This is a genomic window from Streptococcus sp. 27098_8_69 (genome assembly GCF_041432445.1).
Lineage (GTDB): Bacteria > Bacillota > Bacilli > Lactobacillales > Streptococcaceae > Streptococcus.
Map to the genome: position 1 here is coordinate 63,572 of NZ_JAPVZO010000002.1, position 25,162 is coordinate 88,733.

The 25,162-nt window shown below is 38.3% G+C and carries 34 protein-coding genes and 2 pseudogenes; 2 read left to right on the forward strand and 34 right to left on the reverse strand.

Translation table 11 applies throughout. The features are described from left to right. Positions 1–27: 27 nt before the first annotated feature. The 5 genes from O3658_RS01655 to O3658_RS01675 all read right to left on the reverse strand — a co-directional run bounded on the left by O3658_RS01655 (position 28) and on the right by O3658_RS01675 (position 2,535). Positions 28–423 (reverse strand): single-stranded DNA-binding protein, encoded by a 396-nt coding sequence (locus O3658_RS01655; protein WP_371559051.1) that lies wholly within the window; start codon positions 421–423, stop codon positions 28–30. Positions 424–499: 76 nt separating this feature from the next. Beyond that, positions 500–1,261, reverse strand: a complete 762-nt coding sequence (locus O3658_RS01660) for an SDR family NAD(P)-dependent oxidoreductase (RefSeq protein ID WP_371559052.1) — start codon at positions 1,259–1,261, stop codon at positions 500–502. Between the two features lie 29 nt (positions 1,262–1,290). Continuing rightward, positions 1,291–1,917 carry a YtpR family tRNA-binding protein gene (ytpR, locus tag O3658_RS01665; RefSeq protein WP_371559053.1) on the reverse strand — a complete coding sequence of 209 codons (627 nt, stop codon included), beginning with the start codon at positions 1,915–1,917 and terminating at the stop codon, positions 1,291–1,293. A gap of 13 nt (positions 1,918–1,930) precedes the next feature. Continuing rightward, on the reverse strand, positions 1,931–2,248 hold the full coding sequence (locus tag O3658_RS01670) for a thioredoxin family protein (protein WP_371559054.1): 318 nt from the start codon (positions 2,246–2,248) through the stop codon (positions 1,931–1,933). Next, complete coding sequence (locus O3658_RS01675) at positions 2,245–2,535, reverse strand: DUF4651 domain-containing protein (protein ID WP_000850670.1); 291 nt, start codon at positions 2,533–2,535, stop codon at positions 2,245–2,247. Before O3658_RS01675 ends, O3658_RS01670 begins: the two co-directional genes overlap by 4 nt. 163 nt (positions 2,536–2,698) lie before the next feature. On the opposite strand from O3658_RS01675, the gene O3658_RS01680 reads away from it, so the two are divergent. Next, positions 2,699–3,004 carry a DUF898 family protein gene (locus tag O3658_RS01680; RefSeq protein WP_371559055.1) on the forward strand — a complete coding sequence of 102 codons (306 nt, stop codon included), beginning with the start codon at positions 2,699–2,701 and terminating at the stop codon, positions 3,002–3,004. A 37-nt stretch (positions 3,005–3,041) separates the two neighbouring features. Here O3658_RS01680 and O3658_RS01685 read toward each other — a convergent pair whose 3' ends face one another. From O3658_RS01685 to O3658_RS01790, 22 genes are all read right to left on the reverse strand, one after another. After that, positions 3,042–3,296, reverse strand: coding sequence for a DUF1912 family protein (locus O3658_RS01685; protein WP_371559056.1), 255 nt, complete (start codon positions 3,294–3,296; stop codon positions 3,042–3,044). Between the two features lie 9 nt (positions 3,297–3,305). Continuing rightward, complete coding sequence (locus tag O3658_RS01690) at positions 3,306–4,640, reverse strand: DUF438 domain-containing protein (protein ID WP_371559057.1); 1,335 nt, start codon at positions 4,638–4,640, stop codon at positions 3,306–3,308. Then, on the reverse strand, positions 4,640–4,873 hold the full coding sequence (locus O3658_RS01695) for a DUF1858 domain-containing protein (RefSeq protein WP_371559058.1): 234 nt from the start codon (positions 4,871–4,873) through the stop codon (positions 4,640–4,642). Before O3658_RS01695 ends, O3658_RS01690 begins: the two co-directional genes overlap by 1 nt. 321 nt (positions 4,874–5,194) lie before the next feature. Beyond that, a complete protein-coding gene (locus O3658_RS01700; protein ID WP_371559059.1) occupies positions 5,195–5,377 on the reverse strand; it encodes a hypothetical protein in 183 nt (60 codons plus the stop codon). Between the two features lies 1 nt (position 5,378). Next, positions 5,379–6,158, reverse strand: a complete 780-nt coding sequence (locus tag O3658_RS01705) for a hypothetical protein (protein WP_371559060.1) — start codon at positions 6,156–6,158, stop codon at positions 5,379–5,381. A 202-nt stretch (positions 6,159–6,360) separates the two neighbouring features. Continuing rightward, a complete protein-coding gene (locus O3658_RS01710; RefSeq protein ID WP_371559061.1) occupies positions 6,361–7,470 on the reverse strand; it encodes an SPFH domain-containing protein in 1,110 nt (369 codons plus the stop codon). Positions 7,471–7,480: 10 nt separating this feature from the next. After that, positions 7,481–8,038, reverse strand: a complete 558-nt coding sequence (locus O3658_RS01715) for a hypothetical protein (protein WP_371559062.1) — start codon at positions 8,036–8,038, stop codon at positions 7,481–7,483. Between the two features lie 20 nt (positions 8,039–8,058). Beyond that, entirely contained in the window at positions 8,059–8,550 is a 492-nt protein-coding gene (locus O3658_RS01720; protein ID WP_371559063.1) for a hypothetical protein, read from the reverse strand. Positions 8,551–8,722: 172 nt separating this feature from the next. Further along, entirely contained in the window at positions 8,723–9,073 is a 351-nt protein-coding gene (gene rbfA, locus O3658_RS01725; protein ID WP_001273596.1) for a 30S ribosome-binding factor RbfA, read from the reverse strand. 167 nt (positions 9,074–9,240) lie between these two features. Further along, positions 9,241–11,994, reverse strand: coding sequence for a translation initiation factor IF-2 (infB, locus tag O3658_RS01730; RefSeq protein WP_371559064.1), 2,754 nt, complete (start codon positions 11,992–11,994; stop codon positions 9,241–9,243). A 16-nt stretch (positions 11,995–12,010) separates the two neighbouring features. Further along, positions 12,011–12,310, reverse strand: a complete 300-nt coding sequence (locus O3658_RS01735) for a YlxQ-related RNA-binding protein (RefSeq protein ID WP_371559065.1) — start codon at positions 12,308–12,310, stop codon at positions 12,011–12,013. After that, positions 12,303–12,596 carry an RNase P modulator RnpM gene (gene rnpM, locus O3658_RS01740; RefSeq protein ID WP_000857562.1) on the reverse strand — a complete coding sequence of 98 codons (294 nt, stop codon included), beginning with the start codon at positions 12,594–12,596 and terminating at the stop codon, positions 12,303–12,305. Before rnpM ends, O3658_RS01735 begins: the two co-directional genes overlap by 8 nt. Before the next feature lie 22 nt (positions 12,597–12,618). After that, on the reverse strand, positions 12,619–13,755 hold the full coding sequence (gene nusA / locus O3658_RS01745; protein WP_000032287.1) for a transcription termination factor NusA: 1,137 nt from the start codon (positions 13,753–13,755) through the stop codon (positions 12,619–12,621). Between the two features lie 42 nt (positions 13,756–13,797). Further along, complete coding sequence (gene rimP / locus O3658_RS01750; RefSeq protein WP_000338687.1) at positions 13,798–14,277, reverse strand: ribosome maturation factor RimP; 480 nt, start codon at positions 14,275–14,277, stop codon at positions 13,798–13,800. A 126-nt stretch (positions 14,278–14,403) separates the two neighbouring features. Then, entirely contained in the window at positions 14,404–15,039 is a 636-nt protein-coding gene (gene trmB / locus O3658_RS01755; protein WP_371559067.1) for a tRNA (guanosine(46)-N7)-methyltransferase TrmB, read from the reverse strand. Then, complete coding sequence (gene ccrZ, locus O3658_RS01760) at positions 15,036–15,830, reverse strand: cell cycle regulator CcrZ (protein ID WP_371559068.1); 795 nt, start codon at positions 15,828–15,830, stop codon at positions 15,036–15,038. Before ccrZ ends, trmB begins: the two co-directional genes overlap by 4 nt. Before the next feature lie 225 nt (positions 15,831–16,055). Further along, a complete protein-coding gene (locus O3658_RS01765; protein WP_371559069.1) occupies positions 16,056–16,745 on the reverse strand; it encodes a lysostaphin resistance A-like protein in 690 nt (229 codons plus the stop codon). Between the two features lie 214 nt (positions 16,746–16,959). Continuing rightward, on the reverse strand, positions 16,960–17,271 hold the full coding sequence (locus tag O3658_RS01770; RefSeq protein WP_371559070.1) for a role in replication: 312 nt from the start codon (positions 17,269–17,271) through the stop codon (positions 16,960–16,962). Between the two features lie 480 nt (positions 17,272–17,751). Next, positions 17,752–18,354 carry a lysostaphin resistance A-like protein gene (locus O3658_RS01775; RefSeq protein WP_371559071.1) on the reverse strand — a complete coding sequence of 201 codons (603 nt, stop codon included), beginning with the start codon at positions 18,352–18,354 and terminating at the stop codon, positions 17,752–17,754. Positions 18,355–18,404: 50 nt separating this feature from the next. Next, the gene (locus O3658_RS01780) at positions 18,405–19,373 is read right to left on the reverse strand and encodes a thioredoxin domain-containing protein (protein ID WP_371559072.1); all 969 of its coding nucleotides are present in this window, start codon (positions 19,371–19,373) and stop codon (positions 18,405–18,407) included. A 159-nt stretch (positions 19,374–19,532) separates the two neighbouring features. Beyond that, positions 19,533–19,937 (reverse strand): immunity protein, encoded by a 405-nt coding sequence (locus O3658_RS01785; RefSeq protein ID WP_206284145.1) that lies wholly within the window; start codon positions 19,935–19,937, stop codon positions 19,533–19,535. 19 nt (positions 19,938–19,956) lie between these two features. Continuing rightward, positions 19,957–20,193, reverse strand: coding sequence for a Blp family class II bacteriocin (locus tag O3658_RS01790; protein WP_206284146.1), 237 nt, complete (start codon positions 20,191–20,193; stop codon positions 19,957–19,959). 328 nt (positions 20,194–20,521) lie between these two features. Between O3658_RS01790 and tnpA (O3658_RS01795) the strand changes: the two are divergent. Further along, positions 20,522–21,036, forward strand: a pseudogene (gene tnpA, locus O3658_RS01795) (IS200/IS605 family transposase). Positions 21,037–21,184: 148 nt separating this feature from the next. On the opposite strand, the gene O3658_RS01800 reads toward tnpA (O3658_RS01795), so the two are convergent. The 7 genes and pseudogenes from O3658_RS01800 to O3658_RS01830 form a co-directional block, all read right to left on the reverse strand. Further along, entirely contained in the window at positions 21,185–21,589 is a 405-nt protein-coding gene (locus O3658_RS01800) for an immunity protein (RefSeq protein WP_371559073.1), read from the reverse strand. 28 nt (positions 21,590–21,617) lie between these two features. Continuing rightward, positions 21,618–21,929 (reverse strand): role in replication, encoded by a 312-nt coding sequence (locus O3658_RS01805; RefSeq protein ID WP_371559074.1) that lies wholly within the window; start codon positions 21,927–21,929, stop codon positions 21,618–21,620. 16 nt (positions 21,930–21,945) lie between these two features. Next, positions 21,946–22,164, reverse strand: coding sequence for a ComC/BlpC family peptide pheromone/bacteriocin (locus O3658_RS01810; RefSeq protein ID WP_248034705.1), 219 nt, complete (start codon positions 22,162–22,164; stop codon positions 21,946–21,948). A 685-nt stretch (positions 22,165–22,849) separates the two neighbouring features. After that, a complete protein-coding gene (locus O3658_RS01815; protein WP_248034706.1) occupies positions 22,850–23,146 on the reverse strand; it encodes a bacteriocin immunity protein in 297 nt (98 codons plus the stop codon). Beyond that, positions 23,146–23,367 carry a leucocin A/sakacin P family class II bacteriocin gene (locus O3658_RS01820; RefSeq protein WP_248034707.1) on the reverse strand — a complete coding sequence of 74 codons (222 nt, stop codon included), beginning with the start codon at positions 23,365–23,367 and terminating at the stop codon, positions 23,146–23,148. Before O3658_RS01820 ends, O3658_RS01815 begins: the two co-directional genes overlap by 1 nt. A 423-nt stretch (positions 23,368–23,790) precedes the next feature. Then, a pseudogene (gene tnpA, locus O3658_RS01825) lies at positions 23,791–24,177 on the reverse strand (IS200/IS605 family transposase); the annotation flags it as partial. A 206-nt stretch (positions 24,178–24,383) separates the two neighbouring features. Further along, the gene (locus tag O3658_RS01830) at positions 24,384–25,073 is read right to left on the reverse strand and encodes a lysostaphin resistance A-like protein (RefSeq protein WP_371559075.1); all 690 of its coding nucleotides are present in this window, start codon (positions 25,071–25,073) and stop codon (positions 24,384–24,386) included. Positions 25,074–25,162 lie beyond the last annotated feature (89 nt).

Genomic DNA, 25,162 nt, shown 5'->3' on the forward strand with positions numbered 1-25,162 from the left:
GGAGAAAATTCTCAAACTCTTGTCATTTTAGAAGGGAAGTTCCTCCTCTTCCAAGACCAGATCTGCTAAGTCTTGACCTGCATTATTTTCACGCATAGCACGTTGGGCACGACTTTCTAAGAGTTGGAAGCCCGTACAGAGAACTTCTGTTACATAGTTGGTTTGTCCATTCTTCTCAAACTTACGGGTACGAAGTTCCCCATCCACAGAAATGAGACTACCTTTGCTTCCATAACTAACCAAGGTTTCAGCCAATTTACCCCAGACCACAATATTGATGAAGTCTGCTTCACGTTCCCCATTTTGATCTTTATAACGGCGATTCACTGCGATAGTTGCTCGTGCAACGGACTTGTCATTGTTGGTTTTGTGCAATTCTGGTGTTGCCACGATTCTTCCAATAAGAATAATTTTATTATACATTTTTTCATCCTCCTACTTATCTATTCGAAGGAAATCAAAAAAAGTTACAAAATTTGTAACTTTTTTTAAAATAATGTTAGTCTCTATGAATCATAAATCCAGTGGCTTGTTGATTGGCCATGATGGTCATATCTGTGATTTGCACACGACGTGGCTGACTGGTCACATAAACTACAGTATCTGCGATGTCTTGTGCCTGCAAGGCTTCGAGTCCCTGATAGACCGTTGCAGCCCGCTCCTCATCTCCATGGAAACGGACCTTAGAAAAGTCAGTCTCTACAATACCTGGCTGAATAGTCGTCACCTTGATATCCGTTGCGATGGTATCAATCCGTAGTCCATCTGAAAATGTTTTGACTGCAGCCTTGGTTGCTGAATAAACCGCTGCACCAGCGTAAGCGTAAATACCTGCGGTTGAACCCATATTAATGATATGGCCTTGATTGGCTGCTACCATAGAAGGCAAAAAGCAACGAGTAACTGCCATCAAACCCTTGACATTGGTATCCAGCATGGTCAGCATATCCAACTCTTCATAGTCCTGATAGGGAGCTAAACCAAGAGCCAGCCCAGCATTATTAACTAAAATATCAATCGAACCTACTGCTTCAAGAATTTCTGAACAAACAGTTTTAACCATTGTCATATCGGTCACATCAAGGGGAAAGGTCCAAACTTTTTGATTTGGAAAGAATTCTGCAAACTCAGTTTTTAGGGCTTGGAGTCTTTCTCTTCGACGTCCTGTGAGAACAATATTTTCACCTTTTTCTAGATAGGCACGCGCAATTGCTTCACCAATACCTGATGTTGCACCTGTGATCACAACATTTTTTGCCATCTTACTTTCTCCTATCTAACTGAACAAATTTAAGCTGTCCAATGTTTAGACGGATCGAATGGAGTTCCAACAACTTGATCTTCGGACAATTCAATGACACCACGTTTTTGTGGAGCATTTGGTAAGGCAAGTTCACGAGGACTGCACATCATACCAAAACTCTTTTCTCCACGAAGTTCACCTGGAAAGATGAGATTGCCTTTTGGCATCATTGCTCCTGGAAGAGCTACAATGGTTTTCAAACCAAGACGCGCATTAGGAGCACCTGCCACGATTTGCACTGTCTTATCATTTCCAACAGCAACTTGACAGATGTTCAAGTGATCACTATCTGGATGTGCCACCATCTCTACAATTTCTCCAACCACAAATTTCGGTTCCTTGTCATTGATAATCTCTTCGGTAAAATTTTGAGCTTGCAATTCTTGGTTCAAATGAGCTACTTGGTCGTCTGTCAAGAATACTTGGCCACGTTCCTCAATTTCGAATAAGCTAGAAACTTCAAAAATATTCCAAGCAACAGTTTCACCTGTTTCCTTTAGGAAAACACGCGCCACATTGCCTTTACGTTCAACATCTAGTTTAGCATCGCCACTGTTTTTCACGATGACCATAAGGACATCACCGACATGTTCTTTGTTATATGTAAAAATCATTCTTTCTTTTCTCCTATTTTAATCCTGCTAAAAAGTCGTTAATTTGTGCCTTGGTTTTACGGTCACGATTGACAAAGCGTCCAATCTCCTTGTCCTTATCTAAGACAACAAGACTTGGAATCCCGTAAACATCCCAAAGTTTGGCTAAGTCCATGTACTCATCACGGTCTACTCGTATAAAGGTAAACTCTGGATTTGACTCTTCAATCTCTGGCAAAGCAGGGTAGATATAACGACAATCGCCACACCAATCCGCAACAAAAAGGAAGACCTTCTTGCCATTCTGTTCAACTAGATTAGCTAGTTCTTCCAAACTATGAGGATTTATCATAAGACTTCCTCCTCATAGATAAGATCTTCATCTTCATAGACAAAGGTATAGTGACGACCATCCTCAAAAATGACACCACCAACGAGACGCTCTAAGCTACTTTCGTAGACTTGGACATAGAGAGTCGCAATTTCACCCATCTCTGAAAAGGAGTCACGCACAATAGCGGTCAACTCTTCCTGCGTTTTCATGAGTTTATGGTCATCGGCTACTTTCTTAGCTCCGAAAGCAAGTGCTCCGAGGCCTACTAATGCCAAACCTGTTTTAATGATATTTTTCGTTTTCATGCTAACATTGTAACACAAAAAGATAAGTAGGACAAATCGTGAATGCTATTTTCGTTTGAACTATAGCTCCTCATTTCAAGAAATATTGACTCCTATCTCCTCCTATGGTACAACACCTCAAAGTAATGATTTACTTATCCATAAAATTCTAAGGAGACTCTATATGAACAAAGAAAGTTATTTTGACGGTGGATTACTCAGCTTTATCGGGCACTCGATTGTCGCTTTTTTCATCATCAGCTTAACTCTAGGAATTGCCACACCTTGGGCCGTTTGTTTTATGCAAGATTGGGAAGTCAGACATACTGTCATCGATGGTCAACGTTTATATTTTGATGGAACTGGCACCCAGTTATTTGAAAATTGGATCAAATGGTTCTTACTGACGATTATCACTCTTGGAATCTATTCATTTTGGTTAAAAATAAAAACAGAACAATGGATTACCAAACATACCCATCATATGTAAAAAGTGCGGTTTATAGACCACACTTTTTTTATAGTTCTTAATAATGTCTCTGACCAAACAAATCCTCTGGCAAGTCATGGAAATCCTTACCTGCCTTGAAATTTTCAAACTTGCCTAGCAAGAACTGGTAGGCATCCAAGCGGCTTTCATAGCGAATCATGGCATCTTTAGCACGCTCATCTTGGTCTTCTTCATAGACCTTTTGGCTTTCCTTGAGCGCCATATCGTTAATCATGATTTGGGTATTAACCCAGGCTTCAAATTCTTTCATAAATTCTTGTTCGTAACTCATTTTTTCTCCTTATTCTAATCCACGGAAATAGTCTGTATCAATCTCACGGTAAGGCTGGATATCCTGAACATACTCCAATACACCTTGAAATTCTCCATTTTCATCGTGTACCGCAGCATAGGTGATATGGACAAACTTACCTCGTGACTCGGACTTGAACCACATCTCATACTTGTCCTTGACCCCGTCACGAAGACCTTTCATAATGGTCTTTACCTTATCAAGGTACTTGGGCGGGTGACATAGCTCAACATTGCGCCCGACTTGAGACGGTGTCCGCTTGAAAATCATCTCATCTGCTGGCGTATTGTCATTGTAATACTGGAAAATATCATCCTTATTAACAAAGGTAATTTCCATTGGCAGATGGTTGAGAATAAGATTAGCCTGCTCGACTGAGAGATAGCCATTACCAAAAGCCTGTTGGCTATGGCGGTCCAGCACTGCTTCCTTTTCCTTAGGTGTGAAGGTGATGGTAAACTGACCTTCTGGCGTATCGATAACCTTCTGAACTTGGCCTTCTACAGTTTCTGGCTGACTTGGTTCTTCTACACTTTTCTTCTCACCAAAGCTTTTACGTTCAGGTACCCATTTCTCAGACGGACGGATAATGGCATAGCCATAGGCATCGCTCTCCTCTGCAATCTGAAGCCAGTCATCCTGAGTGAAGGACTCAAGGAGAATCATGAGAAGGATAGATTCTTCCTTGAAAATCATACTTTCAAACTCTGTCGCAAAAGCCTCAAAATCCGCCTTTACAGTGCTAATTGGTATCTCTGGTAAGGATTTGACTGTCTCCATTGCTGCTTGAAAGAGTTCCCTAATCTGATCATCAACTCCCCACATGACTTTGGGAGGTGAATCATGTCCATAACGTTCCATTATAGGAAAAAAGAGCTCTTCCTTGCGCTGGTAGTGGATATCAAATTGACCTACAAGTCCCATCTGCCGAACCAAACCCTTCCGCATCTCCGCCAGCATTTCCTCGTCGTCCACGGATTCATAAGTCGAGAGCAATCTACGGACCCGAATCAAGGCAGCACGGATAGCTAGATTTTCATCCTTAAAGACACGCACGGGATGACCTGGATGCTCTGTATCTTCAACTTCGACACCCTTAACAGCATTTTTAAAAAGATTAGCATGCACATCACAGAGTTCCATGACATCTTCAAAGGTCACGCCAGAGTCAGAGTTCATCAACTCGTGCTCCATGAGAGAAATCTCGATAGCTGATACACCAGTAAAGGTCGCATCAAAGCGCTCCTGAACGGACTCTGGAGAGGATCCATTATGCAATTCTAATAAAATATCCCGTAGGATATGAATACGTTCATCTGCCATTAGTCTATTCCAATCACTTCGTAACCATTTGCTTCAAGTGTACGCACAATCTTATCCATAGGAGTTCCCTCCAGCTTAGACCCCTGTTTGAGCGATACTTTTCGTCCGACTGTATTTCGCACCAAAGGATTTGCAAGAGGTTTAAAACCGAGTTCTACTAGGATATCTAAAACTTCTGGATGCTTGTCCACAACTTCCGCAACAGGAATAGATACATCAATGATATTGTCCATCATAACCTCCATCATATTCTATAACAGTTTTTTCTTTTTTATTATACCACAAGGGCAAAGATTAAAAAACTAGCAGTAGAAGACTTGCTAGTTTATTTCGTATAATTTCATTATTTCTAATTATATAGACTTTTCCTAGTAAAACCTCAAAGTCTTATCCTTACCATGATCATCAGAGAAGTTTGAAAAACCAATCTATGATCTTGAAAAGAATCTTATAGAACAGTAATTGGAAGGCGAAAGAGATTAGGAACCAGAGTATTTTTATCAGACCAACAATTGGTGTTATAAAAAGAAGAGTAAAGAACCTCCAAAAAGATTTCATTCTTTATCCTCCGGCTTCATCAACCAAGTAGCTGTATCCATAAGCTTATCTACGAGAAATAATTTCCCCAAACTAACGACTGTGTTTTCATCTTTTTTTATGGTTTCTGCAACTTTTAAAGCTTGCCTTGTTAGAAGATAATTACCATAGGTTTTGGCCAACATTTTTACGATACCCATGTCAATCTCCTTCTATAATTTCCACTTCTTTTCGGATAGTTTCTATATCTTCCTGATATTGTACTTCGTCATAATTAACCAATTTAGACAATTCCTTTTGCAGACTTTCTCCCATTGGCTTCATGGTCGCAAATGTTAAACCTCCCGAAATGACACCACCTAAAATCGGAATAAATTTTCCCATTCCTTTGGCTAGTCCTCCTTTTGTCAGATTAACCCCAAAAATTTTCAAAACTTTCTTCAAAATTGGATACCAAAGTGTCTTTGTTAAAGCTTTCTGAGGAACTGTTTTCATAACTTGCTTGGCAATCGCAACACCACCAGCACGAAGTAGAGCAGCAGTTCCATTCACTCCAAGCATTACACCAAGATAGAGCAAAAGTGTATTTTGAGCATCTTCACTCAACTCGTCACGAGAAGCCCAGAGATCATCGTATCCATAGATATAACCTAATTCTTGCGCTAATTTCAATGAAAAAGCATAAAACTGAGCTACATCTGCTGGTATAGTAACCGCCATGGCAAGCCCACCAGGTAATCCAGCTAAAACAGAGGTCCCACTTGCTAACAAGACATTATCTCTAATACAGGCATTGGCCACTCGATCTAAGGTTTCCTGAGGTAATAAAGCTGTCGGCCCTTCTTCCAATAATCTAGGAATATCCTTTGAAGCCACTTCCTTAGAGAATTTGTCCATTAAAAATTTTGACCGGTTCACTTTGACGACAGGAAGTTTTACTACCTGTTGCAACACTTGCATCGCCACATCTTCTTTAGCCATCTCTATCTCCATTTTTCATTCATATCAAGCTTTATCTTATCATATTTATGGAATAAATGATATTTTAAAGATTTATTTTATTTTCTTGATTTCTACTCATCTAATCTGACTAGACAATGACCTACTTATAGACACACAAAAAAAGAGGGTTGCCCCTCCTTCTTCTTAATTCTTATCCAGATTGCGTAGCATCTCGTCGATCTTATAAGTCCATAATTTCTTTTTTCTTTCGATCAAACTCTTCCTGAGATAATATATCTGCATCTAAAAGTGATTTGAGTTTAGTAAGAGCTTCGATTTGCTCATCAAAAGATAAACTTGGTTTAGTTGCTTTTTCATCTAACTGTTGTGCCATATTCATACCAAAAATCATCCCCGCACCATCTCCTAGCCCATGTTGTTCGATCCCTGATGCGACTTTTTGTTGTGCAGCAATATTAGAAGCTTTCTGCGATACATCATCAAAAGCCTTTAAATTCATCTTATTTGATGAAAAGTTCTTAACTAATTCCTTAGATTCTGGTGAGAATTCTATATTAGCAATTGCAATTTTTATAATCTCAAACCCAAAACGATCTTTCCAAGTACCAGCATACTGTTCATCATTCGATACTTGTTTTGCAAGTACTGATGCTTGTGATGGTAGTTGTGAGATACGATAAGTTGTTGATAACGAATTAAGGGCAACGGTAAAGGATTGAAGAAATTCCGTGACTATCTGAGCCCTTGCTTGAGCACTATCAAAGCTATAGTAGGTCACATTTGCAGGAAGGAAATTTTTTACAAACTTGATAGCGTCCGTAATTTGAATAGAAAAAGTTCCAAAAGCACGCACTTCTAAGTCTGTTCCATAAAACAAGTCGTTATACATAACCGGACCACGAGTACCAAACCTAATATCGCGAATTTCTCTCAAATTGACAAAACAAATCTGTTTTTGCTGATCACTTTGTCCGCCAAATCCAACACGATTAACAACATTATCAAACAGTGATTTTTTTAGCCCATCACCATTAAAAACACTACTCTCCCCATTTTGATATTCATATCCACCTGGTTCAGTGATAATTTCTTCTATTCCAGACTGACTAAAAATAAAAGCAGCAGTATTTTCAGGAATAAATATCTTAGACCCATTTGAAATGACACCTATAGACCCTTGACTATTAACTCCTCTACCATTATTACTGACTTGAAGAACTCCTGGACTTACAGCTGTATGTTCATCAAAATCCTGAACTGTAATAATCTCCTTCCATTGATCTGCAAAAGTACCACTAATTGAATCTGTAAATGCTTTAATTATTCCCATATTTCATCTCCTACAAGGTCTGTTCCATATCACAAAAACTACATTTGACAGTTTGTTTTACGGTTCCAGACAGAGGAGCTCCACAAAAACTGCATTTAGTAGATAGTTTCTCTGGTTCTGCATCCTTAATACCAAGCCCTGCTTTGAAAGTGTCAAACGTATCTTTTAGAGTCTCGGCCAAAATTTCTACACCAAATAAGCTATTATCACCCAAGGTTGCAAAGTTGCTTGTATCACCAGAGATTAATTTAATAATATTCGTTGCCCACTTTTCAGTATCCTTAGTATTAGAGAATGAGAAGATAACTTGTCCACCATTATAATAGATTTCTAATCGTTTCATACCATTGGATTTCGTAACTGAAACTTGTGGTTTCCCCTCAAAAACCTTAATTTGGTTAATTGGTATAGTAGTTTGATCTTTTTTTCCTCCAAAAATACCTTTTTTAATATGTATTAAGTGTAGATTTGTTAAAATTAATTCATCTGTAGACAAACCATTTTTCCCAAAACTCACATGATCACTATTCATAACCATGTATTCATGAGGTAACAATTGATAGTCCATCCCGAACTCCATTCTTCTTATTAAAGGCTAGCTTTCCACTGTTCTACTTGATCGTGTAGAGAATCACGATATTCCTTTAAAAACTGAATTATTTCCTCTTTTCCTTGAATAGGTGCTTTCTTCAATGGACCATATTGTTTTTTCTGTTCTTCCATTTCTTTTTTAGTACTATCTTTTAATTCTTGGATAGAAGCACTATCTTCTAAAACAGTTCCCTTAAAGGCTTCATCTGCTTCGGTATAGTAATTATTGACAATTTTCTCATACATAGTCAAATAATCTTCATAAGTTTTGATAGATTCAATTGTCTCATCACTGACATCTTGTGGATTAAAGTCACTAGAACATAATTTATCTTTTGCTTTATCTAAAAATCCTTTTTTCCCAGAACTTTCTGTTTTACTATCAGTAGATGAATTACTTGTTTTTTCAGACAGAGAACTACAAGCAACTAGAGTAGAAACAGACAGACATAATAAGGCTAAACGACAAACTTTTTTTACATTATTCATTAATAGAATCTCCTTTTATTTATGAGATTATCATATCATATTTCCTAAAAAAAAAGCATTTTCTGATAAGCAAACATTTTATAAATACAGAATCCCATTTTTAAAAGAATATTTTTCCATTTTAAATTCCAGCTATTTTCCACACAAAAAAGAGGGTTGCCCCTCTTTCTGCTTAATTTTTATCCAGATTGCGTAGCATCTCGTCAATCTTGTTTCCATATTCGATGGATTCGTCTTTGACGAAAGTTAAGTCTGGAATTTTGTACAATTTCAAATTGCGACCAAGCTCACGTTTGATGGTTCCGGTTGCTTTTTCAAGCCCGACTTGAGCTTTTTGATTATCTGAGGCAAGATTACTCAAAATAGTGTAGTAAACCTTAGCCATTGATAAATCACCTAGCATCTGAACATCAGTGATAGTCACACCTTGGACACGCGGATCACGGACTTTCTTTTGCAAAATCTCATTGACTTCGCGCTTGATTTCCATGCCCACACGATCCGTACGGAAATGATTTGCCATGCTTTTTCCTTTCTCTCAATTGAACCAAAAGCTAGGCCAGTAGACCTAGCTTTGTCAAGTAGATAGAGGAACTAGAGCCATTTGAATCTAGGAAACAAGCCATAGATAGAACTAAGGGTTCATCAAGGCGTTGTTGACGACGAGTCAAATCGGCTATCGTTTCTCTATTATCTCTTGATTTCTTCCATGATGTAGGCCTCAATCACATCATCCATCTTGATATCATTGTAGCCATCAATCATGAGACCACCTTCACGGCCGTTTGTAACTTCTTTGACGTCATCTTTATAGTGTTTCAAGCTAGCTAGAGCACCATCGTAAATAACGACACCGTCACGGATGACACGGACTTTAGAGTCACGGGTAACTTTACCGCTGGTAACCATGAATCCTCCGATTGTTCCCACTTTAGATACCTTGAAGGTTTCGCGGATGATCGCTTCACCGATAACTTTTTCTTTAAATTCTGGGTCAAGCATCCCTTTCATGGCTTCTTCCATCTCTTCAATAACCTTGTAGATGATGCTGTGGAGACGGATTTCTACATCGTCAGCTTCTGCTTGTTGACGAGCTTGTGGTGTTGGGCGTACATTGAAACCAACAATAAAGGCATTTGAAGCTTCCGCAAGGGTCACGTCAGATTCGTTGATGGCACCGACAGCTGCATGGACGATGGTAACTTTCACGCCCTCAACATCAATTTTTTGAAGTGAGGCAGAGAGTGCTTCAACAGAACCTTGTACGTCTGCCTTGATAATGACGTTAACAGACTTGAGTTCACCAGCTTTAAGAGTATCAAAGAGGTTTTCAAGGCTGACACGTTGTGTAGCTTGACGTTGCTTCATAAGAGCACGTTTAGCACGTTCTTCACCAGCTGCACGAGCAGATTTTTCATCTTCGTAAACGGCAAAGTGGTCACCGGCCATTGGCGCTTCGTTCAAACCAGTGATCGATACTGGTGTTGATGGGCCTGCAACCTTCACACGACGTCCAAGGTCGTTAGTCATGGCACGGACACGTCCGAAAGTATTTCCGACAACGATTGGATCTTGAACATTCAAAGTACCTTGTTGAACAAGAAGGGTTGCGACCGCACCTTTTCCTTTATCCAAACGAGCTTCGATAACAGTACCGATGGCACGAACCGTTGGGTCAGCTTTGAGCTCTTGAATTTCAGCCACAAGTAGAACAGTTTCCAAGAGTTCATCGATATTTTGGTTGAACTTAGCTGAGATTTCTACGAACTCAGAATCTCCACCCCAAGCTGTTGACATAACACCATGTTCAGCCAATTCACCGATCACACGTTCTGGGTTGGCACCTGGTTTATCGATTTTGTTGATAGCTACGATGATTGGAACATTAGCCGCTTTTGAGTGATTGATGGCTTCGATAGTCTGAGGCATTACCCCGTCATCTGCCGCTACGACCAAGATGGTAATATCGGTAACAGAAGCACCACGCGCACGCATAGAAGTAAAGGCCGCGTGTCCTGGTGTATCAAGGAAGGTAATCTTCTTACCATTTTCTTCAATCTGATAAGCACCGATATGCTGAGTGATACCACCGGCTTCTCCCGTAGCAACACGAGAATTACGAAGGGTATCCAAAAGGGTTGTTTTACCATGGTCAACGTGTCCCATGATCGTTACAACTGGTGGACGCTCTACGAGTTCATCTTCATTGAGATAACCCTCTTCAGCAAAGAAACGTTCGATATCAGCATTGTCCACTTCAACCTTTTGTTTAGCTTCAATACCGTAATCTACCATGAGGAGTTCGATTGTTTCACCGTCCAAGGACTGGTTTTGTGTCGCCATCACACCCATCATGAAGAGTTTCTTAACAATCTCAGCTGGTTCGCGTTTGATACGTTTTGCGATTTCCGCAACGGTCATACCATCTGTATATTCAAATTCTGTTGGCAATTCATGGAACTTACGCTCTGTAACAGGTTTTGGTGCCTGATTACGGTTATTTTTGTTATTGCCTTTTTTATTCTTTTTGTTATTGTTCCAGTTACTATTTCTTTGATTTCTCACTTGATTTTGACTACTTCGATTCTTTTGTTGTTTTCTAGGACCATCTTCTTCGTGATCGTAATCATCACGATCTTTGTCTGGTCGGGCTTGTTTCTTACGACGTGTATCCACTACAGGTTCTTTAGCTGCAGGAGCTACTTCAACTACTGGTTGAACTGGCTGCGCTTGTTCAGCTAACTTAGCGGCTTCTTCAAAGATTTCCTCAGGTTCCTTGCGTTTGTTTGCTTGAGCCAAGGCTTCTTTGGCAGCTTGAGACTGCTTGAAGCGTTCCTCACTTGAACGAGCATATTCTGCATTTTGCTCTGCTTTTAGAGCAGCTGCACGGGCTTTAAAGTCAATGCGTGGTCCAGCCTGATTTGGACGTTTGTCCTCTTGCTGACGACGATCATTCCCACGATTTTGCTGACCTTGTTGTTTTTTACCTTGATCATTGAATCGACGGTTGTCACGATTGCCTTGACCTTGTTTACCACCATTACGGTTATCATTTTTTTGACGATTCCCATTTTGTTGATGGTCACGGTTATTACCCTTATTTTGCTTGCGTCGTTCAGCTTGCTCTTTTGCACGTGCTTCACGCTCAGCCTTAAAGTTTCGACTCTGCGGTTTTGCTGGTGCCACTTTTTCTTCTTTAGGGGCAACAGTTGCTGCTGGTTTTGCCTCTTCCATAGTGACAACTGGCTTTGGAGCCACAGGTTTCGATTCTACCTTTGGAGCAGGAGCAGGTTTAAAACTTGCTACGATTTTTGAAGCAGCTGCTTCCTCCACACTTGATGAGTGGCTTTTTACATCCAAGCCCAACTCTTTTGCACGCGCTACAACTTCTTTACTTTCTTTTCCAAGTTCTTTTGCGATTTCGTACAATCTTTTCTTAGACAAATCATGTCCTCCTCTTCTATTTCATAAGAGACCTCATTTTCTTTGTAAATCCAGCATCTGTCACAGCCAAAACTTTTCTTGATTTTCCGACTGCTATGCTTAATTCCAGTGTTGAAAACACGGTAATAACTTCTACTTGATAATAATGACTTTTATCCTGAATCTTCTTGGCCAGGTTGGGACCAGCATCATGGGCGAGAAATACCAGCTTTACTTTCTGGTCTTGAATGGCCTTGACCACCATTTCTTCACCCGAGATGATTTTCCCTGCTCTCTGAGCAAGACCCAAGAGATTGGCAATTTTTTGCTTATTCAAGTCCTAACTCTCTTCTTTTCACTTTGTGATCAACATAGGCAATCAACTCGTCATAAAAGCTTTCTTCAACTTCCATACTAAAGCTACGGTTAAAGACTTTTTTCTTTTTGGCCTCAAGGGCTTCTGCATTGTCTAGCTTGATATAAGCACCACGACCATTAGCCTTGCCTGTCGGGTCGATAAAGACCTGTCCCTCTTTGTTCTTGACAATACGGAGCAAGTCACGCTTATCAATCACTTCATTGGACACAACAGACTTACGCAAAGGGATTTTTCTAGTTTTCATCCTTCCCTCCTCTGATCAGCTTTTATTCTTCGACCAATTCGTCTGTTTCTACCTGGTCAGCTTGTTCTGCTGCTTCCATGGCTTCAAACTCACTTGCAGACTTGATATCGATACGGTAGCCAGTCAAGTGAGCTGCCAAACGAACGTTTTGTCCACGACGACCAATCGCAAGAGAAAGCTTGTTATCTGGCACAACGACCAAGGCACGTTTGCTGTCGTTTTCATCAAAGATAACTTGGTCAACTTCTGCAGGAGCGATAGCGTTGTAGATAAATTCAGCTGGATCTGCTACCCATTCGATAACGTCGATGTTTTCTTCGATTGGGACCATACGATCGCTCTTGGCATCGTAGCGAGCTGGGTGGAATTTGCTAGTAATTTTCTTGATGTTAGCACCACCACGTCCAACGATTGTTCCGATCGCATCCACGTTAGGATTGTGACTACGAACAGCAACCTTGGTACGGTCACCTGCTTCACGGGCTACACTCATGATTTCAACAGTTCCGTCATAGACTTCTGGAATTTCTTGTTCCATCAAGCGTTTGATCATTTCTGGATGGCTACGGCTTACAAAGACATTCACTCCACGAGGATTGTCTTCAACCTTGTAGACATAAACTTCGATACGATCGTGAGAAGCAAAGACTTCTCCAGGAATTTGGTCTTGTTTTGACAATTGAGCTTCGATGCTGCCAAGGTTGACATAGATAAAGCGATTGTCGAAGCGCTCCACTGTACCTGACATGATTTCTTGCTCATGCTCTTTGTAGGTGTTGTAGGTGATAGCACGTGTTTGCTTGCGCATTTTTTCCATGATGGTTTGTTTTGCAGACTGGGCTGCTACACGACCAAACTCACCTGGTGCTTCTTCAAATTTAATCTTGTCCCCAAGCTCGTAAGCTGAGTTAATGGCAAGAGCATCTTTCAAGCTGATTTCCAAACGGCTATCAAATACTTCATCAACAACTTCACGAACAGTATAAACTGTAAAGTCACCTGTCTTTTCGTTGAAATCAATGGCTACACTATCAGACTGCCCATAGCGTCTGCGATAGGCTGAACGAAGTGATTCTACCACTGCATCAATGATGTCTTCTTTTTTGATTCCCTTGTCTTCTTCCAAAATGCGGAAGGCCTCTAGCATTTCTTTACTCATCTTCTATTCACTTTTGAATCTTCAAAAGCTTCCTTTCTTTTACTATAATTTTACTGCTAAACGTGCTTTTGATACCAAACTGTATGGGATTTGGACTGTTTTCTTACGAGTCTTGTCCATATACTCCATAGTCAACTCATCCTCTTCAAAGGCTAGCAAGGTTCCTTCAAAGACCTTTTGCTTATCGATGGCTTGGTAAAGTCCAACATGGATGTATTTCCCAACTGCTCCAGCGACTGCTTCCTTGGTTTTCAAAGGACGCTCCAAGCCTGGACTGGTGATTTCTAGGAAATATTGTTCTGGGAAGGGATCTGGCTTGATAGTATCTAGGACAGGACTGATAATCTCTGTCAAGTCCGCTGTGTCGTTCAAGGTAATTCCCTCTGGTTTATCTACAAAAATACTAAGAATCATGTCACTGCCAATCTTTCCGTACTCGATATCCACGAGTTCAAAGGGAGCTTCAATGACAGGTTCTACGACTTCTCTGACTAATTCTACGATAGTTGCGATTGCGTCCACCTCCTCATAAGCAAGAGGCGAAGATATTTCCCCGCCTCACTTTCTCATATTCTTACTTACAGTATAACACTTTTGACTACTTATGTAAAGTATAAGCACTCAGAAGGCTTGATTTTAAGCTTTTTCTTAAAATTCTGCCTCAACTCGGTAGATAACTTGACCCTTACTTGAGAATTTTTGTTCATATTCTGTCATGACATTGCCTTCAAAGTCGCTGGCGTGCAAATCTAACCAAACGCCATTGAGCTTCATGCCATATTGAGAAAAACTCACTAGGCTATATTCAAACAAGCCACGGTTATCTGTCTTGAAATGAATCTCACCGTGTTCAGGCAAGATACGCTTGAAGGTATCCAAGAAACTCTTATAAGTTAGACGACGCTTTTCATGACGCTTTTTAGGCCACGGATCTGAAAAGTTTAAGTACAGGCGATCAATCTCAGCATCTTCAAAGTAGTCGGTCAAATCAGAACCATCAACCCACAACAACTTAATATTGGGTACAGCGACTTCCAAAACCTTGTCCAAGGCATAACTCAAAACAGACTTTTGAATATCAATCCCGATATAGTTGATATTAGGGTTTTGCTTGGCCATACCTGACACAAAGGCTCCCTTACCACTACCAACCTCAACATGGATAGGATTGTCATTTCCAAAGAGGTCTCGCCATTTTCCTTTGGCTTCTAAAGGATTTAAGACAACATACTGAGGATTAGCCTCTAGTAATTCTGTTGCCCCTTTACGATTTCTAACTCTCATCTCTTCTTTCCATACTTGTCACGGAAGATACGCAAGGCATAGATCTCCCGATTGACATTTTCTAGATCTTCATTTGTATAATATTTGGCAATCTGGCTCAAGAAGGATAACTGAGCATACCAAAATAGTTTGTTGATGACTGTTTGGTTGTATTTGTAACCGTAATAAGTCAACCACTCTTTCCACTGATAGTCTGGAATATAGTGACATAGCATATGCGCTACATCAAACATGCGATCCGTTAAACGAACGGAATCCCAATCCACTAAATAAACAAGACCGCTCTCTGTCTCAATCCAATTACTATGTCGTACATCTCCATGAACGATCGTTGCATAATCTTCCCTAAAGTTTGGCAAGCTTCCTCGCAAATCCTCTACTACCATTCTTAGATATTGATTGTTCTTCAAGGATTCTGGAGCATCTTTTAACCAAGCCTGAAGTAAGTCTAAAGGTGTTTCTAAAGAATAGCCCAAACGAGTCAATTGCGTCATCAAAGGACGCGAACGATGCAAGCGACTCAAAATATTGATAATCTGCTTGCGATTCATATCATAAGGGGTCAAAATTTTACCATTCAACCATTCTTGGGCACACATATCACGCCCATCCGATAAACGGCGAGTCCATAATAATTGAGGAGCGATTTGTTCCTTGGCTAAACCAGGTAGGATTGGAGAGGTGTTCATTTTAATAAAGACGCGCTTCCCATCAGGGTAGCTTCCCATATAAGCTTTTCCGCTTTTCCCAGGTATAGGGGTCAGCGTTAGCTCAATATCACCCAAGTCCATTTCTTTCCTCCGTATAAAGTTTCCTTACTATTCTACTAGTTTTTAGCCTATTCGTCAACCAGTCCAGACCTGATTCTCAAATAAAAGCCCTTTATCCAACCTTGTTAAAAGAAAAAGGCAAGCAGAGAGATCTGCCTAGCCTTGGTCATTCAATTTTTTTAGCAGAAAATTGTAAGGAAAAAATCTATGCTTAATCTGATAATTCAAGCTTTTAACTGGTTCTCATCATGCAAATACCCTATGCAAAAAAGTCATGATAAATGGTAAGTTTGCGATGATATTATTAACAATATGAATCGTGTAAGAAGGATAGATAGTCTTTGTATAGCGTGTCAAACCACCATATATACATCCAACTGCTGTATAAATCAGAAGGTCTAGCAGACTAGGAAAACTTGAAAAATGAGGTAAGGCGAACAAAACCGACGGAAATAGAATATCCAGTCCCCATCTTGAATTCTTAAAGAAGGCATGTTGAAGCAGTCCCCTACATACCAATTCTTCCATCAGAGGTCCTAGTACGATTAAGGTTAGGTAAACTCCGAACTCTGCAAAATTGGTCTCACTATAGGCAATAAATAAATTCCAACCTTCGTTTGTCCCCTGAACATGTTTAGCTGTCAGATAGTTAAAGCTTATAAGAACGACAGCTGCTAACATCGTCAGAACAGAATAACTCAACCACTTTTTCCTAGGGATACGAAAGAGATAAGCATGGCCCGACCTGATCAAAATCCAAACCATCAGGCCTATAAAGAGAAGACTGATGATGTTTCGAATCCAGATGACATTTCCTACCCAAGACGAGAACTCCCAATAATTTCTCCAAAATTGGGTTGTCCAAAACAATCCGAAAAACAAAAATAAATAAGAAAGGACTGCACTTGTTTTAAAAAGAATAGAATATTTTTTCATAGAAGCTCCTTCATAGCTTTGCTATCGTAACTGCCACCAATTATCATTTAATCCTCCATCATTCAGTCTCGGTAGTTCTCACTGAACCTTTGACAAGCCAATACATTTATCCTTGTGTACTTTTGTTGCTGTTAAAAACTTTATATTTTTCATCATCTAGGCAGTCAATTCTTTTCAAAATGATAGACCATCATCTTTTTTATACCTAGTCATTTTATAAAACTTGATAATCTCGATGAAAAGTTGCGGCAGATACCACTTTATGATTTGTAAGGTCAAGATAATCTCCTGGATAGCCAAGGACATACATACTATAACCAGCAAAACCTCCTCCTGCCGTTCCAACTAGGCCAATTTTGAGATTGGTTACAAGAGAAGACTGAAGTCCTGCCATTAAAATTCGAACATGATTGTCCAACCAGACAATGTAGTTCTTTTGCAAGGCATCTTCTACCCAACTTGGTTTCAGTGTATCTTTACCAATTTCCCAAACTTCTACTATTTGATTTTTATATTTTGCTTGCATTTTTTTACAATTCTTTTATAACTCTTATAGCTTTTTTTATACTCAATGAAAATCAAAGAGCAAACTAGGAAGCGAACCGCAGGTTGCTCAAAACATGCTTTTGAGGTTGTAGATGAAACTGACGAAGTCAGTAACCATATATACGGCAAGGAGAAGCTGACGTGGTTTGAAGAGATTTTCGAAGAGTATTAGTTCTTCTTACCCGGTCTATGTTTTACCAGACTATAAATCGTAACAGGAGTGCTCACCAGTACAAGAACATTTCTCCAGAGTTCAGTCGAAATCATGAGGACTCTTATACAAAGAACAAGCGATATCAATATTACTACAACTCGGGCAAAGCAATCTAAAAAATACACATATTTTGTCATACGATTCCTCCATCTATTGATTTCACATCTACCAGGTCAGTTTTCTAGTCATTATAACTCTAACTGACCATTCTATATATTCTGTAATAAATTTAAGCACTGTCACCTACTAGAAGAATGATAAACAATTGTAACACATATGGACTAAAATAGACACCGATAGATTTTGACTCTTTTTATAAGCAAAGCCCAGCACCAAACCTCCAAATAGATAATAGATAAACGAAGGAAAATCATAAGGGGCATGCAGGAAAGAGAAGAGAGAGGCAGTCAGTACAAGCCCCAGCCAAGAATTGTCAAAAACCGCACCTTGAAGGATACCTCTGAAAATAAATTCCTCCAAGATAGGTCCAAAAACCGTCGCGCTTGCAATAAAGGATAAGGAAATTCCTGTACTAGCAGCTTCAAGGTGTTGATATCCTGCACCAGAAGAAACTGTAAAAAAACTATGATAGCCTATATTTACCAGCACGCAAAGAAGAAAGCTTCCAATAAAAAGTAGAACTTCTTTTTTCGTCAAACTTCTAAGCGAAATCATATCAAACCACTTCGCATAGGCAACACTCAGTGAAATCAAGAAAGTCTTTGCGATAATAAATAGGTGCTCGTTTTGAAAATAATTCCCTTGATTGATGGTATAGCCTACTGTAGTAACTATTATAAAGGCTAAAAATCCAACAAACACAGCATGACATTTATTAAAAATGGTCATAAACACAACCTCTTTCCTATAGAGTTATCAAAATAAGGATGCAAGAATTTTTATTTATGAACTCTTTGTTTCCACTTGATCATACCTGAAGTAATTAAGAGTGCAATAGCTATACGCAATAGATTGTAACTTTCTTCTTCTCCTGTATTAGGTAGTAATTGTTTGCTCAAATGAATGGTTTGGGAGGCAGAATCATTCCCCTTAACCTCGGATAAAGGAGTTTGTAACTTCTCCGTATTTTCAGGGATTAGCTCAGATGTCTCTCCTAGATTCTTCTTATCTATCATTACCAAATCTTCAGGCTGAACAGTTATAGTGTTAGAAGGAGGAATATTATTCTTCAATGGTTCTCTGCTATCACTGTTATTAGTCAAATTTTCCTTTGAATTCTCCACCTCTCCTGTTTTATCATCACGGACACTTTCTGTTACTGTTTCCTCAGAAGCTGCTACTGTTTCCTTTTGCTTAGGTGAGTTTCTCGAGTACATATAATCATAAACCTGTTGTGCAGTTGCTCCGCCACCAACCCATCCAGATATCGGACGTCCATTTCTTAAATACAAAATTGTTGGTGTTCCTGGAATACCGACTTTTTTAAATAGAAACTCTCTCGCTTCCCCGTCAAAATCTTTACCATCCAAATCATAATATTCTAACTTCTTTTCAATTAAGTTATTAAATTCTTTCAATTCAGGAGAAAATTGACGACAATGAGAACAAGTTTTTCTACCAAAATATATAGTATGTTCCAATTGATCCTCTGTAAAAGATTGACGAACGGCTTCAATATCTATCTTTTTAAATTCCGCAACATTCTGCTCATACTCTTCGGGAGTTACAACGGAAGGTTTATGCTCAACATTTTCCGTACCCGATTGCAGATCTGGTGCCACAACAGAACTATCATTAGGCTGGATAGAGGAAGAAGTAGTCTGTTCTTCTGCATATGCAACACCTGTAGTAATAGATGCAAATACAAGTGGTACAAGTAATAGTGATTTTATCTTTTGTTTCTTCATAAGAATACTCCTTTACATTTGATATATTTATCTTACCTTATTTAAGATTACAAATTCATCTAAATCTTAAATGGTCATCAAAACATCTTGAATTGCAAAAACTTCATTAAAAAAGGTAAGCATTTTGAAAACACTTACCCTTTTATACTTTATTAACCTCTACTTTTTATAATACTTCAACCCCCAAATGAGCAAAAGCATGATAATCAAGCATAGAACCACACCAATATAGGCGATTATTTGTTGGTAGGCTTCTGCTGCTGTGATACCTCTATACAGACAAATAATAGACATAAAGCCTGTCAAGCCGATGAACATGAGTTGATTGGTTCTAGGACTAACCAAATCATCATCTTCAAACTCTCTTATCCTCATTTCCCTAGTGAGATAAACAGTAGCCAAAATAGAAGCCAAGTTAATAACTACTAAAAGAAATTGGAAAACTACGGAAAAATTTAAAAACTGACGAGATAGAAATAGATAAGTAGAAACAACCAAAGGTATCTGTCCGAACAACAACCTCACTAAGAAAACATTGCGTTTTGTTGCAAATATTTTTTTCATTACTATCTCCTTTCCCATGCTAACAGGTAAGCGCACCGCCAATTCCACCTAGTACAGCACCAATTGCACCTGTTCCTATAGCGTATGGCCCAAGTAGAAATGTTGAGCCATAAGTTGTAGCGTAGCCTTCCATCGCACCGTATGCAACCCCCGCTGCACAGCTAATTGTTCTTCCCCAATCAATATCTCCACCTTCAACGCAAGCAAGCATATCAGCATCCATAATCTCAAATTGTGACATCATTTTTGTATTCATGACAAATACTCCTTTTTATTTTTAATTTTTGTCTTGTTGCAACTTTGACAAGTTTAGTATAACATTGTTTTTTTAAATTTTTCACCCGAATCTTGAATTGTCATCGAAACATCTTGAATTGCAAAAACTTCATTATAAAAGGGTAAGTATTTCGAAAACACTTACCCCTTTATACTTCATTATGTGACTTTCAGTCTGTCTCGCACCTCACGGAGCGAGACAAAAAAACACCCGCTATGTAGGTGCGCGTCGAAGGTTATACCCCAAAAACTCCAAATGCGATACAATAAAGGTGTTCAAGCCAATTGTAAAGCGAAAGGAGAAAACCATGGTACAAAAGTCTCATAGTTTATCACACACAAAGTGGCACTGTAAGTATCACATTGTGTTCACCCCTAAGTATAGACGAAAAGTGATCTATAATCAATATCGAAGTAGTTTGGGAGAAATATTCCATAGATTATGTAATTATAAAGGTGTTGAGATTATCGAGGGTCACTTAATGCCAGACCATGTACATATGTTAGTCAGTAATCCACCGAGTATAAGTGTTTCAAGTTTCATGGGGTATTAAAAGATAAAAGTGCACTCATGATGTATGACAAACACGCTAATCTCAAGTACAAGTTTGGGAATCATCATTTTTGAGCGGAAGGTTATTATGTGAGTACGGTTGGACTCAATGAAGCCACAATTAAGAAATATATTCAAGATTAAAGAAATTATCCAGTGAATGATTTCTTCACGAGTATGAAAATTTGAGAACGAGTAAAGCATGATATAGCACTAGATAAATTGAGTGTAAAAGAATATGAGGATCCCTTTAGGGATAGTGGTAAGTAATACCTAAGCCTCTTTAAGAGGCAAGTGACGAGTCAGGAGCAATAGGGCTTGAACAACGTGAAAGCCAGCGTCTTTAGGCGCTGGCTGGTAATTTGGGCTTATAGCCCTGGTACAAACCACCCGTTTAACGGGTGGTTATGATTAAGCTCTACTTTTTATAATACTTCAAGCCCCAAATGAGTAAAAGCATAATAATCAAGCAGAGAATAGCTCCAATATAGGCGATTAGTTGTTGGTAGGATTCTACTGCTGTGATACCTCTATACAAACAGATAATAGTCATAAAACATGTCAATCCTACGAACATTAGTTGATTGGCTCTAGGACTTACCAAATCATCATCTTCAAACTTTCTCACTCTCATTTCTCTAGTGAGGTAAACAATCACCAAAATAGAAGCCAAGTTAACAACCACTAAAAGCAATTGAAAAACTAAGGAAAAATGTAAAAACTGACGAGAGAGAAATAAATAAGTAGAGATCAGTACAGGCAACTGACCTGGGAACAATCTCGTTAGAAATATGTTGCGTTTTTTAGCAAATATTTTTTTCAATGATATCTCCATTATAATTAAATGATATCTAATCATTTTCTAAAATTTGATAACTTTTGTGAAATGTTTTAGCAGAAACAACTCTATGATTTGTAATATCTAGATAATCACCTGGATAACCAAGAACATACATACCATAACCAGCGAATCCTGTTCCAACTAGACCAAACTTGATATTAGTTGTGAGAGAAGTATTAAGAGCCGCCATAAGAATGCGCACATGATTATCCAACCAAACCATATAATTTTTTTGAAAAGCTTCTTCTACCCAACTTGGTTTAGGGGTTGCTTGACCAATTTCCCAAACATCAACAATTTGATTCCCATGTTTTGCCTTCATAGCTTCAATCCTTTTTTTAAATACCATTACATGAGTTTGGAGTTCCCCCTATACCATAAGGACTACATGGTTTCGAAGGATGTCTAATAGGCCACTTACCATTTAATTGATCCAAAGTTGGAGACGGTGCTAGTCCACCCAATAAACCAGAAAGCATATCTCCGAAACCTCCTTCAACTTTCGCAAGCATTTCAGTATCCATGACCTCTAATTGTAACATCATTTTTGTATTCATGATGAATACTTCTTTTTTTATTTTCAATTTTTTACCAAAGTCTTAAATTCAATAAACAAATAGAATTATTTTTAATAATATATTTTTGATTTTCTTAACAAAGTATAGACGTCTACTATCTTCTTAAAAGTAGCAGTACTTATTTTTAAGTCTAAGATTTCAATAATCCTGAGTATCTAAAATATCTTAATTTTCACTGCTCTCCTTGCAATAAAAAGTTTTACTATATTATTTATTATCTTGCAGAAAAAATATTAGTAAATTAATCGTTTGTAGTTAAGTTTTTTTATTTCCTACAAATCCATCAACTAAGCAAAACATCAACAATTATATAAACTATTGATAATATAATCAAAATTTTGCTAACTATCTTATTCTCATCATTCTTAGATAGCTTTGATATTTTGTAAGTAAGCAAATAAGACAGTAAATTAATAGCGATAATAATACTATATTTAAGAATCATAATCTTACAAATTCGAGTTATTCAGTATCCATAATCTCAAATTGTTCCATCATTTTTGTATTCATGATAAATACTCCTTGTTTATTTTTAATTTTTTTCCTGTTGCAACCATGATAAATTTAGTACAACACTGTTTTAATTTTCTCACTCAAATTCAGAGTTACAATAAAAATATTAGAAATACATAAACTATAATTAACATATCACCTATACTATATCCTAGTATCCATATCTAATATTAGATAATTCTCTTAATTTTTTTATCTGATTAGACTGAATTTCAGATAAATGTAGCGCATTTTCAATTAATACATTTGAAATTTCAATGTTCATTCGACTAAGGGTATAAGGAATCGATATACTTCCTTTCTTTAATTCACATTCGTAAGAAATCAATATATCTTTCAAAGGGAGGAGTTGAGAATCACATTTTATATTTTGAATAAGTTCTTCTAATATGATGATAGCTTCACGGCGTCTTTCAATCCCACCAGAAAACCACTTTAACCCTCTCATTATAGAGGTCCACCCGAATTCCAACCTGCATTCCCACCTGAAAATCCATTAACAATAGAATTAGTAAGAATTTTATTTATAGCTTCAGGCCAGTTTACCCAGCAACCTTTAGAGTTATCACAATATAAACCATTACCGTAATATATTGTTTTTCCTCCTACTTTACTCGCAAGCATCTCAGTATCCATAATCTCAAATTGTTCCATCGTTTTTGTATTCATGGTAAATACTCCTTGTTTATTTTTAATTTTTGTCCTGTTGCAACTTTGACAAGTTTAGTATATCACTGTTTATTAAATTTTTTCATCCAAATCTTGAATTGTCATCGAAACGTCTTGAATTACTCAAAGAGCACCATCTTCCCAATCAACTAATCATGACCACCCGTCAAACGGGTGGTTTGTCCCAGGGCTATAAGCCCAAATTACCAGCCAGCGCCTAAAGACGCTGGCTTTCACGTTGTTCAAGCCTTATTGCTCTTGACTCGTCACTTGCCTCTTAAAGAGGCTTTAGTATTACTTACCACTATCCCTAAAGGGATCCTCATATTCTTTTACACTCAATTTATCTAGTGCTATATCATGTTTTACTCGTTCTCAAATTTTCATACTCGTGAAGAAATCATCCACTGGATAATTTCTTTAATCTTGAATATATTTCTTAATTGTGGCTTCATTAAGCCCTACTGTACTCACATAATAACCTTCCGCCCAGAAATGCCGATTCCCAAACTTATACTTGAGGTTGGCGTGTTTGTCAAACATCATGAGTGCACTTTTACCTTTTAAATAACCCATGAAACTTGAAACACTTATCCTTGGTGGAATACTTACTAACATATGTACATGATCAGGCATTAAGTGTCCTTCGATAATCTCAACACCTTTATAACTACATAATCTGTGGAATATTTCTCCCAAACTACTTCGATATTGATTATAAATGATTTTTCGTCTATACTTAGGGGTGAACCCAATGTGATATTTACACATCCACTTTGTGTGTGATAAACTATGTGCCTTTTGTGCCATATTTTTCTCCTTTCGCTTTACAATTGGCTTGAACACCTTTATTGTATCGCGTTTGGAGTTTTTTTGGTATAACCTTCGACGCGCACCCGCATAGCGGGTGGTTTATTTGTCTCGCACCTAACGGAGCGAGACGGACTGAAAGTCACATAATAAGAAGTGAATAATATTAAATTCCATTATTCACTTCTTAAAATCGATAATTATTTTTACCCAAATACCCTGTGTAAAAAAGTCAGCAAAAATGGTAATGTCGCTACAATATTATTAATCACATGCACAGCATAGGATAGATAAATGCTCTTTGTATAGCGGGTAAAACCAGCAAAGATGATGCCAAATGTTGCAAAGACGAAGATATCTAACAGACTAGGCAGGCTTGAAAAATGAGGGAGAGCAAATAAAATGGACGAAAAAAGCAAATCAAGACCAAATCTCGAATGCTTAAAGAAGGCGTGTTGAAGTAAACCCCTATAAATCAACTCTTCCATCAGTGGAGTCAGAAAAAACAAGGTTACATAGATACCTAGCTCAGCAAAGTTGGTCTCACTATAACCGATCAATACGACCCAACCTTCCGCAATTGACTGAACATGTTTAGCTGTCTGAACGTTAAAAGAGATCTGGAGTACTACCACTAATACTGTCAAAATCGAATACCAAAGCCATTTTTTTCTTGGAATGAGAAAGAGATAACCATGGCCTGTCTTAACCAGAATCCAAATCATGACTCCGCTAAATAGCAAACTCAAGATATTTTGAATCCAGACGAAATTGCCAATCTGGTAAGAAAATCGCCAATAGTTTTGGACAATAAGCGTCAGCTGAGAAAGACCAAATACGAAAAATAGGTAAGAAAAGACTGCACTCATTTTGAATAGAAGTTGATACTTTTTCATTTGAACTCTCCTTGGTAAACTCAAGACATCTCTAATATAAGCTATATTTTCCTAAATCCTTACTCCAAATCCTAAATGGTGCTTAAGAT

Coding starts and splice junctions, on each gene's coding strand:
- O3658_RS01680 (WP_371559055.1), top strand. CDS start 2,699: ATGAACAAAGAAAGTTATTTTGACGGTGGATTACTCAGCTTTATCGGG.
- O3658_RS01675 (WP_000850670.1), bottom strand. CDS start 2,535: ATGAAAACGAAAAATATCATTAAAACAGGTTTGGCATTAGTAGGCCTC.
- O3658_RS01775 (WP_371559071.1), bottom strand. CDS start 18,354: ATGACCATTTTTAATAAATGTCATGCTGTGTTTGTTGGATTTTTAGCC.
- O3658_RS01785 (WP_206284145.1), bottom strand. CDS start 19,937: ATGAAAAAAATATTTGCAACAAAACGCAATGTTTTCTTAGTGAGGTTG.
- ytpR (WP_371559053.1), bottom strand. CDS start 1,917: ATGATTTTTACATATAACAAAGAACATGTCGGTGATGTCCTTATGGTC.
- O3658_RS01820 (WP_248034707.1), bottom strand. CDS start 23,367: ATGAATACAAAAACGATGGAACAATTTGAGATTATGGATACTGAGATG.
- O3658_RS01720 (WP_371559063.1), bottom strand. CDS start 8,550: ATGAATAATGTAAAAAAAGTTTGTCGTTTAGCCTTATTATGTCTGTCT.
- O3658_RS01660 (WP_371559052.1), bottom strand. CDS start 1,261: ATGGCAAAAAATGTTGTGATCACAGGTGCAACATCAGGTATTGGTGAA.
- O3658_RS01710 (WP_371559061.1), bottom strand. CDS start 7,470: ATGGGAATAATTAAAGCATTTACAGATTCAATTAGTGGTACTTTTGCA.
- O3658_RS01765 (WP_371559069.1), bottom strand. CDS start 16,745: ATGAAAAAATATTCTATTCTTTTTAAAACAAGTGCAGTCCTTTCTTAT.
- O3658_RS01695 (WP_371559058.1), bottom strand. CDS start 4,873: ATGGACAATATCATTGATGTATCTATTCCTGTTGCGGAAGTTGTGGAC.
- O3658_RS01780 (WP_371559072.1), bottom strand. CDS start 19,373: ATGAAGAAACAAAAGATAAAATCACTATTACTTGTACCACTTGTATTT.
- O3658_RS01690 (WP_371559057.1), bottom strand. CDS start 4,640: ATGGCAGATGAACGTATTCATATCCTACGGGATATTTTATTAGAATTG.
- trmB (WP_371559067.1), bottom strand. CDS start 15,039: ATGAGAGTTAGAAATCGTAAAGGGGCAACAGAATTACTAGAGGCTAAT.
- O3658_RS01770 (WP_371559070.1), bottom strand. CDS start 17,271: ATGCAAGCAAAATATAAAAATCAAATAGTAGAAGTTTGGGAAATTGGT.
- rnpM (WP_000857562.1), bottom strand. CDS start 12,596: ATGAAAACTAGAAAAATCCCTTTGCGTAAGTCTGTTGTGTCCAATGAA.
- O3658_RS01670 (WP_371559054.1), bottom strand. CDS start 2,248: ATGATAAATCCTCATAGTTTGGAAGAACTAGCTAATCTAGTTGAACAG.
- rbfA (WP_001273596.1), bottom strand. CDS start 9,073: ATGGCAAATCATTTCCGTACGGATCGTGTGGGCATGGAAATCAAGCGC.
- O3658_RS01805 (WP_371559074.1), bottom strand. CDS start 21,929: ATGAAGGCAAAACATGGGAATCAAATTGTTGATGTTTGGGAAATTGGT.
- O3658_RS01705 (WP_371559060.1), bottom strand. CDS start 6,158: ATGGCTAAAGAAGATGTGGCGATGCAAGTGTTGCAACAGGTAGTAAAA.
- O3658_RS01790 (WP_206284146.1), bottom strand. CDS start 20,193: ATGAATACAAAAATGATGTCACAATTTGAGATTATGGATGCTGATATG.
- O3658_RS01815 (WP_248034706.1), bottom strand. CDS start 23,146: ATGAGAGGGTTAAAGTGGTTTTCTGGTGGGATTGAAAGACGCCGTGAA.
- O3658_RS01715 (WP_371559062.1), bottom strand. CDS start 8,038: ATGGACTATCAATTGTTACCTCATGAATACATGGTTATGAATAGTGAT.
- nusA (WP_000032287.1), bottom strand. CDS start 13,755: ATGAGTAAAGAAATGCTAGAGGCCTTCCGCATTTTGGAAGAAGACAAG.
- O3658_RS01700 (WP_371559059.1), bottom strand. CDS start 5,377: ATGGGTATCGTAAAAATGTTGGCCAAAACCTATGGTAATTATCTTCTA.
- ccrZ (WP_371559068.1), bottom strand. CDS start 15,830: ATGGACTTGGGTGATATTGAGCTAACGCTGACCCCTATACCTGGGAAA.
- O3658_RS01685 (WP_371559056.1), bottom strand. CDS start 3,296: ATGAGTTACGAACAAGAATTTATGAAAGAATTTGAAGCCTGGGTTAAT.
- O3658_RS01655 (WP_371559051.1), bottom strand. CDS start 423: ATGTATAATAAAATTATTCTTATTGGAAGAATCGTGGCAACACCAGAA.
- O3658_RS01830 (WP_371559075.1), bottom strand. CDS start 25,073: ATGAAAAAGTATCAACTTCTATTCAAAATGAGTGCAGTCTTTTCTTAC.
- O3658_RS01810 (WP_248034705.1), bottom strand. CDS start 22,164: ATGAATACAAAAATGATGTTACAATTAGAGGTCATGGATACTGAAATG.